At 65.6% G+C, this 12,919-nt stretch carries 14 protein-coding genes; 10 read left to right on the top strand and 4 right to left on the bottom strand.

The features are described 5' to 3' along the window. The first annotated feature begins 12 nt into the window (after positions 1 to 12). The 4 genes from QM841_RS09035 to QM841_RS09050 all read left to right on the top strand — a co-directional run bounded on the left by QM841_RS09035 (position 13) and on the right by QM841_RS09050 (position 3,360). Positions 13 to 303 (top strand): hypothetical protein, encoded by a 291-nt coding sequence (locus tag QM841_RS09035; protein WP_283331719.1) that lies wholly within the window; start codon positions 13 to 15, stop codon positions 301 to 303. A 164-nt stretch (positions 304 to 467) separates the two neighbouring features. Beyond that, on the top strand, positions 468 to 2,531 hold the full coding sequence (locus QM841_RS09040) for a transglycosylase domain-containing protein (RefSeq protein ID WP_280782291.1): 2,064 nt from the start codon (positions 468 to 470) through the stop codon (positions 2,529 to 2,531). A 124-nt stretch (positions 2,532 to 2,655) separates the two neighbouring features. Further along, on the top strand, positions 2,656 to 2,961 hold the full coding sequence (locus QM841_RS09045; RefSeq protein ID WP_283331720.1) for a hypothetical protein: 306 nt from the start codon (positions 2,656 to 2,658) through the stop codon (positions 2,959 to 2,961). A 231-nt stretch (positions 2,962 to 3,192) separates the two neighbouring features. Then, positions 3,193 to 3,360, top strand: coding sequence for a hypothetical protein (locus tag QM841_RS09050; RefSeq protein ID WP_198602278.1), 168 nt, complete (start codon positions 3,193 to 3,195; stop codon positions 3,358 to 3,360). Positions 3,361 to 3,590: 230 nt separating this feature from the next. On the opposite strand, the gene QM841_RS09055 is transcribed toward QM841_RS09050, so the two are convergent. After that, positions 3,591 to 3,938, bottom strand: coding sequence for a hypothetical protein (locus QM841_RS09055; protein ID WP_283331721.1), 348 nt, complete (start codon positions 3,936 to 3,938; stop codon positions 3,591 to 3,593). A gap of 344 nt (positions 3,939 to 4,282) precedes the next feature. Here QM841_RS09055 and QM841_RS09060 point away from each other — a divergent pair, with 344 nt between their 5' ends. Together QM841_RS09060 and QM841_RS09065 are read left to right on the top strand one after the other, a co-directional pair. Then, entirely contained in the window at positions 4,283 to 4,486 is a 204-nt protein-coding gene (locus QM841_RS09060) for a hypothetical protein (RefSeq protein WP_283331722.1), read from the top strand. Between the two features lie 67 nt (positions 4,487 to 4,553). Further along, the gene (locus tag QM841_RS09065; protein ID WP_283331724.1) at positions 4,554 to 4,820 is read left to right on the top strand and encodes a hypothetical protein; all 267 of its coding nucleotides are present in this window, start codon (positions 4,554 to 4,556) and stop codon (positions 4,818 to 4,820) included. A 281-nt stretch (positions 4,821 to 5,101) separates the two neighbouring features. On the opposite strand, the gene QM841_RS09070 is transcribed toward QM841_RS09065, so the two are convergent. After that, complete coding sequence (locus tag QM841_RS09070; RefSeq protein WP_283331725.1) at positions 5,102 to 7,168, bottom strand: FUSC family protein; 2,067 nt, start codon at positions 7,166 to 7,168, stop codon at positions 5,102 to 5,104. Positions 7,169 to 7,368: 200 nt separating this feature from the next. Between QM841_RS09070 and QM841_RS09075 the strand changes: the two genes are divergently transcribed. Next, positions 7,369 to 8,205: a class I SAM-dependent methyltransferase gene (locus QM841_RS09075; protein WP_283331726.1), complete on the top strand. Its 837-nt coding sequence runs from the start codon at positions 7,369 to 7,371 to the stop codon at positions 8,203 to 8,205. 254 nt (positions 8,206 to 8,459) lie between these two features. Here the strand turns inward: QM841_RS09075 and QM841_RS09080 are convergent, their stop codons facing one another. After that, entirely contained in the window at positions 8,460 to 9,626 is a 1,167-nt protein-coding gene (locus QM841_RS09080) for an NADH:flavin oxidoreductase (protein WP_283331728.1), read from the bottom strand. Positions 9,627 to 9,752: 126 nt separating this feature from the next. After that, entirely contained in the window at positions 9,753 to 10,478 is a 726-nt protein-coding gene (locus tag QM841_RS09085) for an IclR family transcriptional regulator (RefSeq protein ID WP_283331729.1), read from the bottom strand. A 418-nt stretch (positions 10,479 to 10,896) separates the two neighbouring features. Between QM841_RS09085 and QM841_RS09090 the strand changes: the two genes are divergently transcribed. Genes QM841_RS09090 through QM841_RS09100 form a run of 3 tightly spaced genes read left to right on the top strand, consistent with a single transcriptional unit; the run spans position 10,897 to position 12,865 of the window. Next, the gene (locus QM841_RS09090) at positions 10,897 to 12,051 is read left to right on the top strand and encodes a 3-ketosteroid-9-alpha-monooxygenase, oxygenase component (protein WP_283331731.1); all 1,155 of its coding nucleotides are present in this window, start codon (positions 10,897 to 10,899) and stop codon (positions 12,049 to 12,051) included. A gap of 11 nt (positions 12,052 to 12,062) precedes the next feature. Then, complete coding sequence (locus tag QM841_RS09095; protein WP_283331732.1) at positions 12,063 to 12,290, top strand: hypothetical protein; 228 nt, start codon at positions 12,063 to 12,065, stop codon at positions 12,288 to 12,290. A 56-nt stretch (positions 12,291 to 12,346) separates the two neighbouring features. Next, the gene (locus QM841_RS09100; RefSeq protein ID WP_283331733.1) at positions 12,347 to 12,865 is read left to right on the top strand and encodes a nuclear transport factor 2 family protein; all 519 of its coding nucleotides are present in this window, start codon (positions 12,347 to 12,349) and stop codon (positions 12,863 to 12,865) included. Positions 12,866 to 12,919 lie beyond the last annotated feature (54 nt).

Genomic DNA, 12,919 nt, shown 5'->3' on the forward strand with positions numbered 1-12,919 from the left:
ACCTTGAGCCCTGTGTGTGGCGGTCGGCAATCCTCGCGGCGGCGCACGGCGCTGCTCACCGTGCTCGGGGTGATCGCCGTCGAGCGCATGGCCCTGCAGTTCGGCCACACCAACGCGGTGGACGATGCGCAGGAGACGCTCCCAGCTGACGTCGGAGCCGACGCGCTCGCGCCGCGCCGCGCCCCGGAGCGCGGCGCCGTCAACTGGCCGGTATCGCTGCCGGTCCGCGCCCGGGCACCGTCACCGACCTCGGCCGTGTCACCCATGCCCGCGCGGAACAGCACCTGTGTGCTCCGGGTGTGACAGGCAGGCACCGGCTGCCGTCCCAGCAGATCTGACGCCACTCCCCTCTCGTGACCGCCACGGGCTTGGGCGCCACATCCCTCACCGGACGTGCCGCGTGACCCGATAGTCGTTTCAGCATCGGTAGATTCGTTGCCGGTGCACCGTCGGAATGAGGTGCCGAAGTGCATTCCAAGATTGTTCTCAAACTCACCGGCGCCACCGTGGCCGCGGGGATAATGCTGGCCGGGGTGATGTTCCCGATCGCCGCCGGGCTCGGGTACGCGTCCAACCGTGCCGCCGACAGCGTCGGTAATTCCTCGGCCGAACTGGCCGACGGGGTGGTGCCGGCGGTGACGACCATGACCGACATCACCGGGAACCCGATCGCCTGGCTGTACGACCAGCGCCGATTCGAGGTCCCCAGCGACCAGATCTCCAACGAGATGAAACTGGCGATTCTCTCCATCGAGGACAGACGGTTCGGCGAACATCAAGGGGTGGACTGGCAGGGCACCATGCGGGCGTTCTTCACCAACACCACCAGCGGTCAGATCGAGCAGGGTGCCTCGACCATCAATCAGCAGTACGTGAAGAACTACCTACTGCACGTGGTCGCCAAGACCGACGCCGAGCGCCGTGCCGCGATCGAGACCACGCCGGTCCGCAAGATCCGGGAGATCCGGATGGCGATGACCCTCGACCAGGAACTCTCCAAAGAGGAAATTCTCACCCGGTACCTGAACCTGGTGCCGTTCGGCAACGGTTCCTTCGGGGTGCAAGACGCCGCCCGCACGTACTTCGGCATCGACGCCAAGGACCTGAACCTGGCGCAGTCGGCGATGCTCGCGGGCATGGTGCAGTCCAGCTCCGCACTCAACCCCTACACCAACCCGGAGGGGGTGTTCGAGCGCCGCAATGTCGTCCTGGACACCCTGGTCGTGAATGTTCCGGACCGGGCAGCCGAGATCCGCGCCCTGAAGGAAACGCCGCTCGGGGTGCTCCCGAAACCGAACAATCTGCCCCGAGGATGCATCGCCGCCGGCGACCGCGGGTTCTTCTGCGACTACGCGTTGCAGTACCTCCAGACCGCCGGGTTGTCCCGGGAGCAGCTCGAGAAGGGCGGCTACCTGATCCGCACCACCCTCGATCCGGCCGTGCAGGGATCAGTGAGGTCGGCGGTGTCCACCTACGCCGACCCGAAGCTCCCCGACATCGCGAGCGTGATGAACGTCGTGCAGCCCGGCCAGGACCAACACAGGGTCCTGGCGATGGCGGGCAGCCGCAACTACGGCCTGGACGCTGCCGCCGCCGAGACGGTGCAGGAGTTGCCCTATTCATTGTCCGGGCACGGCGCCGGATCGGTGTTCAAGATCTTCACCACCGCCGCGGCCATGGAAAAGGGGCTCCGGCTCAACGCGATCCTCGACGTGCCCGGCCGGTTCGACGCCCGCGGGATGGGCGACGGCGGCGCCCCCGGATGCCCGGCGGCGACCTACTGCGTGCAGAACGCCGCCCCCTATCCGCGGGCATTGGCGGTCACCGACGCCCTCGCCCAGTCCCCGAACACCGCGTTCGTGAAACTTCTCCAGGCCACCGGGGTGGATGCGACGGTCGACATGGCGGTGCGCCTCGGCATGCGGTCCTACACCGAACCGGGCACCTCCGGGTTCGGAGACCAGAGCCTGGCCGACATGCAGAAGGACCAGAATCTGGGGTCGTTCACCCTTGGCCCGGTGTGGATCAATCCGCTCGAACTGTCGAATGTCGCCGCGACCCTGGCCTCGCACGGCAAATGGTGCCCACCGACTCCGATCGACTCCATCGTCGACCGCGAGGGCCGGCCGGTACCCCTCACCCAGCAAGCCTGCGAGCAGGTCATCGATCCCGGCCTGGCCGACACCCTGTCCAACGCGCTCAGCAAAGACGACCTGCCCGGTGGCACGGCGTCGGCCGCGGCCGCGGCCGCCGGGTGGAAGCTGCCGATGTCCGGCAAGACCGGGACCACCGAATCGCACATGTCGTCGGCGTTCGTCGGGTACACCAACAACCTGGCCGGCAGCGTCTATGTGTTCGGGGACTCGCCGACCCCCGGCCAGATCTGCACCAGCCCACTGCGCTCGTGCGGGGACGGCAACCTCTTCGGTGGCACCGAGCCGGCCCGCACCTGGTTCACGGCGATGATGCCGATCGCGAACAACTTCGGCCCCACCACCCTGCCTCCGATCGACCAGCGCTACGCCCGCTGACCGGACGACGAGCGGGGTGAACGCCTTCAACTGGACAGTAGCTCTCGGGTTGCTGCGATTGTTCTGCTGACGATTGGTCACGCCGGGGTCCGCAGGCAGGACGGCCTCCGCGAGGCATGGGAAGGTGAACGATGAGCAGCTGGCCCTATTGGTTCGAATTGCGGTGATATGCGGGATCACCGCCGTAGGCACCATTGTGTGGGGGCATTGGGAGGAACACACCCCGAAATGGCGGCGGATCGGAAAGATCGTCGTGTTGTGCGGGCTGTCGGTCCTGGTTTCCGCCACTGCGGGGCGATTCTGGTTCTTCGTGCTGCTCGCCGTCCTGGCCGCGATCGTGCTGCTGATCCACGCCTGGTGGCTTCCGCGGAAAGGCATCAACGGTTGGGCCGGCGAGCCCCGCGAGAGGTACTACGCCCTCCGCGGCTGAAAATGGCCGCCGGAGAGCCAATGAACTCGGTGGTGATAACCGGCGATTCCCGCGCTCTGGACGTTCGGAGGAGAATCAAGGCATGAGCACACAGGACGATGCCGCGATCGCCGAGGCACGCAAGACCGGCGTCGCCGTCAGGCTCGAGATCCGGCGCTGACGCCAGATCAGATCGAGAATCAGCGTCGGCCCGAGTCGCGCAAACGCACAGTGCAGAGGTGGTGATCGGGTGTGATCCATCAGGAGATCCGGGAGTGGGTCGCCGAGTTGATGCAACTCGACATTGCGACGGCTAGCCCCGGAGAGTTGGCCAGGCTCGACGCCATGACGGCGCTGGCCGAAGGGCAGTATGTGCAGCAGCTGTTGAACCTCCACGAATTCAGGCCGCTGGTGGGCTGAACCGGGTTTGAGACGTGGTGCGCACTACGCCAGCGAACTACGGGCCCGCCCGCCGCAAAGCAGTCAGCCCTCCCCCATCCCGGCAGCTACCACCACACGTGGCGTGAAAGGCCAGAGCGGCCGGCGCGCCCTGATGATGCGCGAAACTTCCCTACGCCCCACCTGGGCCCGTCGGCTCACCGGTCGATTGTGCTGACCGCGCACCACCGTAACGACGAACAAGGCTCACGTCATGTCGGCAGACCCGCGTCCTGCTGACGGCGTCGATGAAACCGCTCGCGCTGCTCATCGAGCAAGATCACACCACGACGCTGCACGCGGTGATGTTCACGGGCAATCAGCAGTCGCACCGACGCGGTCCGCCGCTCCAACTCAGCCGCACGCCGGGCCGCGTTCCCATCGTTGAGCAGGTATGCCGCGGCACGGTCGCAGTCGATCAGAATCTGCTCGTAGGCGAGCCGTACCGGCTCCCGTTCGTCGAGCCGAGACACCGCCACGTCTTCGAACAGTTGCAGCGGAAGCCGCGCCAGTCGGTAGTTCACACGTAGAAGGGCCAAGGACAGGGAGCCGAGTGTCACACGCGGCATCGTAAGCTCGGCGAAAGCATTTGCGGATAGGGTCTTAAGTCCCGTTGTCTCGCAACGTCGGCGATTCACGTCGGTGTTCGATCCGCCGAGCGGATTACAGCACCCGGCGGGTTACCGCGAATCGCACCGGACGCTGCCGGGGATTCCCGAACATGGACGGTTGCCTAGTGGCGCTCCCGACAGGAATGCGGTACAAACGAGCCCTGCAACTCAATTGTGATCCAAATCACTCTTAATCGTTACCGGAGGAGACAGACAAACCACCCAGGCGGCCCTGCCGATCGGACTCGATATCACCACCGCCTGCGTCTATCCCTTTGCGAAAGGAGCTTGGAATGCATCCCTCGCTACCCATGAAGCAGCACATTCCCGGCGGTGCAGAACGCCTCTCACAGCCAATCATCGGTGCCGGTGCCGCACTATCCGTCGCCATGCCCGCCTGGATGGTCACCAGCTCACTGTGCGCCACCGCGGCGATCGTCGCCGCGACCTTCGCCGGCCTCATCGCGGCAGCTGTGATGCTCCGGCCTTCGCCATGACGCACGCCCACACCAACGTCGACGCATGCCGTCGGCATCCCAGGAATCGTAAAGGCACGGTGCACATATGCCCTGGACTGTTGTGGTCATCGCCGTCACGTTGATCGTGGTGGTCGCCTCTCTCGGCGCAGCGCTCGCTGCGGATGCGATGTCGCACCGTCACGTACGTGAACCCGAACCGTCACGTGTCGGTGGCGGAGGCGCTGCCCCCGCGCCGACCACCCGGCTCCGCGATCCCCGCTGGCGCCGGACCGCTGTGCAGGCCTGGACAATCTGTGGCGCCGCCTCGGCGATCGCGATTGCAATCATCGGAGTGCTGACGTCCGCTGGGTGAACGAATGCCCTCATCGATACCGGCTGCCGGAGAACCCGAACTCGACCAGCACCGCGGGATTGGTGACCGCGACACGCAACGCCCGGTCGATCGACTGCGGGTCGGTGATGTCAACCTCGTCCACACATGTGCGCCTGAGGATTTGGCCGAGTTATGGGTAATCGAGCTCCCCGCCTCCTCGCGAAGACCGCCCACCGTTGCGGGTCAGCGCCGGGGACTTCGGCAGGCTTCCCGGTTCGACTGGCTTGCTTTGTGCTTCGCTCGGGAGTACATACGAGCCATCAGACATGCGTCAATGCCTCCCCCATCGTGCGGTTGAGGGTGCTGAGCGAGCGGACGGCACTGCGAACCGGCCCCGGCGTGGTGGTCGACTGCAGCATGACGTCGGGTGCCGAGGTTTCGGTGAGTTTCTCTGGAGGCTCTACGTGCTCGCCGGCGAGTGCGCGTTTGACGTCGGCGATGGTTGCCTTGGTGACGTCGGATGCTTGGCGCAATGCCTTCGTGGTCTCCTGCGACGGTTCGCTGTCTGGTTCGCCGCGGGCGGCGCTTACCCCTGCTCGGGCGAGTGCATGAGACGACCGATTGCTGGCCGTCATGATCCGCAACAACCGTTTTGCGCCCCGGCGGGTCCGCGTCGTCGGTCCCATTTCCAAGGGTTTGCCCGCCGTGACAAGGTCCTTCAGCGCGTTGTCCAGCTTCCGGATGTCGGCGACGAGGTCAGTCTCGTGGCCTGGTTGGACGACGGCTCCGATAGCGGTGTCGATGATGGCAGTCATCTGATCGAGGTAGTCGTCGATCTTCGAGGTCAGCGTCGATCTCGTTCCGGTGGAGAAGATGAAGTACGCCGCCGCGATTCCGACGATTCCGCCGGCCGCCGTTTCGTAGATGCGCAGTTCGAGTACCTCGATGCTGAATGTGCCGAGCAGTCCGTAGAGCATCGCAAGCATGACGGTGACGAAGAAGGAGAGCAATGCGTAGGCGACCGTCACGAGGTAGAACGCGAAGAATACGCAGACGACGAGCAGGAGCAGCTGCAATGGCTGGTTGTTTCCGACCAACGCGGACAGCAATACTCCTGCAAGAACTCCCGCGATGGTGCCGACGACGCGGTGGCCTGCGCGCGAGAGAATCTCACCGCGGGTAGATGCTCCGGTGAAAACGAGGAAGGCCGTCAGGACCGCCCAGTACCAGCGGTCGGGCGAGATGAGCTCACCGAGGATCGTTGCAGCGCTGGTCGCGACGGCTACCTGGATCGCGGCTTTGGTGCTCGGATTCCATCCGGTGTCCGTTTCTTCGTCCTCGTCCGGCTTCTTCCTCGGCTCGGATTCTGTTCGCAGGGCATTGTTGGTGATGTGATGGATCGCGATGTGTGCCTGCACTGCTCGCATCGCGACGGCGGTCGCGATACCCGCCGGAGTCGATGGATCGGACTTGTCTGCGGCCGTGGCGGCGAGGCGTCGGGCAGCGCGGAGTTGGTCGTCCGACGGATTGTTCTGCAGGCACGATCCCAGTGCCGTGGTCGCCTGCCCCAGCGAATTCGGCCACGACTTGTTCGGGTCGAGCGCCCACAGCGCGCTGACGAGTTGTTCGGTAGCGATTTGCGCATCGAAGATACGAACGGACAGATCATCATTCGTGACGCTCAGGATCTGAGCTGCATCGTTGCGGTCGAGCCAGTCGTCGATCATCAGCGCGGTGCTTCCGAGCCGATCGAGTTTCTTGCGGAGTAGATCGAGATTCCGATCACCCCTGTTCGACGCCACCTCCAGCACGTCGATCGACGCGGCCCGCAGCGCCCGAACCAAACGTTTGAGTTCGAGCCCCGGCCGATCCGGCAGGATCACTGTTCGGACGAGGAGCGAGATACCGACGCCGGCGACGATGGACACGGCGAGGATGGGAATCTGCCCAGGCTCGGCCCGAAGGAAGAGCGCGAAGAAGTAGCAGATGAACGCGACCATCCCGAGAGCCGTCCCTCGCGGGCCGTAGCGCCGCACCCAGACGGCCGCGAAGAGCACCGCGATGAAACCCACATCGGCGACCTTCCCGAAGTGTGACAGCGCCGCGGACATCGACACCGCTGCGATTGCCGGGAACACGAGCAGCAGTGTCGTGATCACCCTGCTGTGCTGATCCCTGTCCTTGACCGCCGCCGAGGACTGCATCGCGACAACCGTCCCGAGAAGCGCGACGGTGAGTGGCTGGCCGATCACGTCGGAACCCGGTAGTAGCACCACCATCGCGAGCACGACGGTGATCGTCGTGGCGGTTGCGGCACGGAGCCGCAGCCTGCCGGGATCGGAGACCGCGAGAAAACGGACTGTCTCCTGTACGAACCGAAAAGGCATTCACCGATTGTGCGCCCTGGGTTCATCCCCGATCGTGAGAGGCGTGCGAGTTCGTTGATGGCGGAGCCGAGACAGCACCTACACCACGCACCGGTCCCTGCCCGCCGACGTCCGGCCCGGCGCCCGTCTTGCGATTGCCTAGCTTGCCGATACGGCAAGAACTCTCGCCGAAACCGTCGGTGTTATTGCACTGTGTTGGTATGGAAGATGCGGGCGAGGTCACCGAGGTCAAGACGACATCACGTGAGGCGGACGAATGGGATGCGCGCTACAGCGAGCAGGATCGCGTGTGGAGCGGCGAACCCAACGGTGCACTTGTCGACGAGATGACCGGCGCACCGCCGGGACGCGCCCTGGACGTCGGTTGCGGTGAAGGCGCCGACGCGCTCTGGCTCGCCCGGCAGGGATGGGCCGTGACCGCGCTGGACGTTTCGCGCATCGCCCTCGACCGGGCCGGGGCACACGCCGACCGGGAAGACGTGGACATCACCTGGGTGCTGAGCGGACTGCTCGATGCCGACGTGCCCGCGGGTGGTTTCGACCTGGTCTCAGCCCAGTACCCCGCCTTGCGCAGTACCGCCCATCGTGCCGCCGAACGTGCGCTGGTCTCCGCGGTCGCACCGGGTGGCATCTTGCTGGTCGTCCACCACGACATCCGCGACGCGGAGGCGGCGCGGGAGCACGGCTTCGATCCCGGTGATTGGGTCACACCCGGTGACGTGGCGGCGCTACTCGACGACAGCTGGCACATCGACGTGAACGAGGTGCGGGAGCGTTCGATCAGTGGCGGCGCGGGTGCACACCACACCCACGACGTGGTTCTGCGCGCGCACAGGCTGCCCCACCGCAGCCCCTCCATCGGGCATCCGACTGCCGGTGGTTCTCCCGGCGCACACACAGGATCACACAGAAAAACCGCGACGGGCACAGCTGCGGCCGCTTCACCTCCGCCTGGTCACTCACACGATCGCACCCGCTACTGGGACCACCAACAGGGGCGGTGGGTCAAGCATCACGACAGCCGGCCCCGAGACTAGCGGCCATCATCACCGGACTGGACAAGACGCCAACCCCGGCCCCGCCCACCGGATCCCCATCCGTCTCGGCGACGACGACTACACCCGCGCCCACACTGTCGGCCAGAACCTCGAAATCTCCGGTCCACGACCGCATCACCGCTTCCCTCGACACCGAACAACCCGAATGGCTGCAGGTTCAGTCGGGGGGTGCGGCTCGATGGGCACGAGTACAGCCGTGGACACTCAGATCGATCTTGACCTAGAAATCCACGTCAGTACAGCTGTCCCTCGTGTCGTTCGCGGTCGAAGGTCGGGATGGGCCCACCGCGGCGCAGCGTGCGAGCCAGGGCCGGATCGGCCAGGTGCAGTCGCCCGATCGCGACCAGATCGAACTCGTTGCTTTTCAACCGCCGGAATACTCCATCGAGGTCGGCGGGTTCGGGCGTGCCCGTGTCGCGCAGTGGCTTGCTCAGGCCGACGCTGCCCACGGCCATGCTCACGGCTCCGGTCAGCTTCTTCGCCCACCCAGCCAGTGTGAGATCGCTCCCCTCGAACGCTGGGATGTCGAAACGGCGAATGCTGGCGTCCAGCACGTCCACTCCCGCGTCGATCAGCGCGTTCAGTACGACGGACAGCTCGGCGGGGGTGTTCGCGATCCGGGCGCCATAGTCCTGCTGCTTGTGCTGCGAGAACCGGAAGAAGATCGGCAGCTCCGGACCGATTTCCCGCCGGATCGCCCGAATCACCTCCACCGGGAACCGGGTGCGCCGCTGCAGGTCGCCGCCCCACTGATCGGTGCGTTGGTTCGTCGACTCCCACAGAAACGAATCCAACAGGTAGCCGTGTGCGGCGTGGATGGCGATCCCGTCGAATCCGACCTCGACCGCGTTGCGGGCCGAGCGCACGTACGCGGCGATGACATCCTCGAGGTCCTGCTCGGTCATCGCCGCGGTCGGAGCGCTCGCACGGGCGATGTAGTCGTCCGGGTAGACGGTGCGCCCCGCCCGGCCCCACACTCCGGACGGGCGCATCGACGTCAGGCTCGGATCCACGTCGCTCATCGCGCCCCAGAGTGGTCCGACGTGCCAGAGCTGCGGGATGATCCGGCCGCCCGCTTCGTGAACTTCGTCGACCACGCCGCGCCAGCCCACAAGTGCCGCTTCGCCGTGCAGGCGTGGCACTTTCGGACTGTCGACGGCGGTCGGGTGGTCGATCGCCACGCCTTCGGTGATCACCAGACCGCTGCCGCCCTCGGCGCGCCGCCGGTAGTAGGCGGCCACGTCCGCACCGGGGACCCCGCCGGGTGAGTGCTCCCTCGTCATGGGGGACATGACGATGCGGTTCGGCAGGGCAAGGGAGCGGACCTGCAGCGGCTCGAACAGCGCGTTCACTGCTCCTTCGGGATCGACTCGACGCGAATCGGTGAGGTCGGATGTCATGAGAACACGGTGCCAACGGGGTCGATACGCGAGCAAGCCGGCAGTCCGGTGAGCGGATCTCGGCCAGGTGGAGATCCCGAAAGCTGGGCGGGGTCGAATAGTCTTGGCCTTGCCCAGCGGGCACTGTCAGGCAGGTCTTCGGGTCACTGACGCGAAGTCGAGGTACTGTGCGATGGCTGCAGCCGCCATACGCACAGGTGCGGCATGCCGATGGTCGAACTTCACTTGGCTCGTCGGTCCGCTGACCGAGAGCCCTGCTTGCGCTCCGCCCAGGGAACCGATTCGCACTCCGATGCAACTGAATCCTGCCGCGCAGGTTCCGAACGCAATTCCCAGATGTCGGAGTCTGTCGGTCTCGGAGCGGAGGTCGGCGGAGGCATCATCGGACTGTGGGGCGGTTGCGAGCAAGATCTTGCCGATTGTCGACGACCGTGCGGGTATGCGGTCTCCGACCCGCGTCAGGAGGTTGGGGGCCGTCTGGCCGCCGACCTTCTCGAGATAGACCACGTCGGTGCCGTCGAGGATACCGAGATGAACGACGTGACCGGTAACAAGATGCAGCTCGCGGAGCACCGGGGCCACCACCCGGTCGAACTTGTTCTGGTGCAGCGACAGTGCTCCGAACTCGACGAGTGTGTCCCCGAGCTCGAACTCGCTGCCCCGGCGACGGAGCCAGCCCAGTCGCACCAACTGCTCGAGCATCCGACGAGTGCTCGTCCGTGGTATCCCCGTTCGGCGAGACAGGTCGGTGAGGCTCAGAGCCGGCGTGCTGCGAAAGCAGTCCAGCACCAGGGACAGCCGATCGAGGGTGGACGCGGGCGGGACGTTCTCCGTGCGTTCTCCGTGCAACATCGGCTTCTCCCTTCCCTGGCGGCAGTCGCGACCTGGAGCGCCGCCGGCCGTCCGAGACGGACAGGCACTCCCAGCACAGCTTCGGAACCGGCGCATCACCAGAGCCCCTTCCGGTGAGCGGGAACTGCCTCGTGTTCGCCCGCTGCAGGTCGAGGCCCCGTCGAACGCGAGTCGGTGCAGGCAACACGTGACGACACGCGAGGTCACCGCGATCGACCAGCGTGTCGTCCGCTGAGCGGATGCGGAAGTGGTGCACCGCCGTCTGGCGCTGACAGGGTGGCCAGGAACCCGTGGCCGAGGTCACAACGCGGACGCCTCATGGCGCCAAGTTCTGCGCATTCGGTCCGGACGCCAGGCGGGGCGCGGCCGCAAGTGGCTGCGCGCGACCTGAGCAAAGACCAGAAGGAAGGAAACCACCATGACTGCTCTGAATATCGATGAAACCGACGAGGTCCGCTACATCGACGAGGGCACACCGCCTGCTCGCTTCGCCCGGGGGTGGCACTGCCTCGGGCTGGTGGTGGACTTTCGGGACGGCGCGCCGCACTCCATCGAGGCGTTCGGCACCCGGCTCGTGGTGTTCGCCGACAGCAAGGGTGAGATCAAGATCCTCGACGCCTACTGCCGGCACATGGGCGGCGACCTGAGTCAGGGCACCGTCAAGGGCGATTCGATCGCGTGCCCGTTCCACGACTGGCGTTGGGGCGGCAACGGCAAGTGCACCGACATCCCCTACGCGCGACGGGTTCCGCCGCTGGCGCGCACTCGCGCCTGGACGACCATGGAACAGGATGAGCTGCTGTTCGTCTGGCACGACCCGGAGGGCAACCCGCCGCCGGCCGAGGTGACGATCCCGGTGATGAGGGCGCCAGGCACCGAGTGGACCGAGTGGGTGTGGAAGTCGATCGTCATCGACACCAACTGCCGCGAGATCATCGACAACGTCGTCGACATGGCGCACTTCTTCTACGTCCACTTCTCCTTCCCGACGTATTTCAAGAACATCTTCGAGGGGCACGTCGCGATCCAGGAGCAAAGCGGCGTCGGCCGTGAGGACATCACCGAATGGACGGACCCGGACGTCCCCCAACTGCTGGCACACCGGTCCCTCGCCGCCTACCACGGGCCCTCGTTCATGGTCGACGAACTGACCTACGAGTACGACAAGTTCGACGTCGAATCCATCCTCATCAATTGTCACTACCCGATCACCCCCGACAAATTCGTCCTGATGTACGGGATCACCGTCCAGAAGACCGAACATGCGCCCGCCGCGATCGCCGACCAACTGGTCGACGCGATGATCGGCTACATCGGCGTCGGTTTCGAGCAGGACATCGAGATCTGGAAGAACAAGACCCGGATCGACAACCCCCTGCTCACCAACGAGGACGGCCCCGTCTACCAGCTGCGCCGCTGGTACGAGCAGTTCTACGTGGACGTCGCGGACATCACGCCCGAGATGGTGGACCGCTTCGAGTACGAGCTCGACACCACCAAACCGGTCGAGACTTGGAAGCAGGAAGTCGCCGACAACCTCGCCCGCAGCACCGCCGCAGGCAAGCCCACCTGAGAGGAATTGTCATGCAACCGTTGGAATGCAGCACCTGCAGCACCCGGGTGATGGTGGAGAAGTTCAGCTGGCACCACACTTCCGTGCAGTGGCTGGCCGACTGCGAAACCTCCTGCGCACAGTTCCGCGTCGACGCCGTTCCGGGCCGCCAGGGGGTCCACATCAGGAACTGCTCGGCGCTGCGCGAGACGATCCGGCAGGCCGTCCTGGATGGCACGATCCCGATCCCCCCGGACTGACCACATCCCTTTACTCCCTCCGGCGATGGCCTGTCGGCCATCCGGAAAGGAATAACATGAGCGACATGACCGGGCCCGGAGGTCCGGACATCGAAGCCCGAATGCAGTTGTTGGAGAAACGAGTTCAGCTACTCGAGGACCACAACGAGATCATGCGGCTGATGCACTCCTACGGTCCGGCCGTCGACTGCGGACTTGCCGATCTCGTCGCCGGACTGTGGACCCACAACGGCGTCTATGACGTCGACACCGGCCGCATGGACGGACGCGGCCAGATCGAAGCGATGGTTCGAACAGACCCCCACCAGGGCTTCCTGCGTCAAGGCTGCGGACACGTCATGAGCCCTGCGCACATCACCGTGGACGGGGACGCCGCGGTAGCGCACTGCCACACGCAACTGATCCTGCGCCGATCCGACGGCGACGGATATCAGGTCAGCAGAGTCACGGCGAACCGGTGGGAGCTCACCCGCACCTGCGACGGCTGGAGGGTCACAACGAGGACCAGCCGCATCCTCGACGGTCAGGACGAAGCACGAAGGATATTCGCAGGAATCGCCGGTCCCCCAAGCTGATTGCGAACACCGATCACGCTCAGCGGAGAACGCCGAGGTGGCCGTGCCATGGAC

It is taken from the genome of Rhodococcus sp. IEGM 1307, from assembly GCF_030056915.1.
Lineage (GTDB): Bacteria > Actinomycetota > Actinomycetes > Mycobacteriales > Mycobacteriaceae > Rhodococcus_F > Rhodococcus_F opacus_D.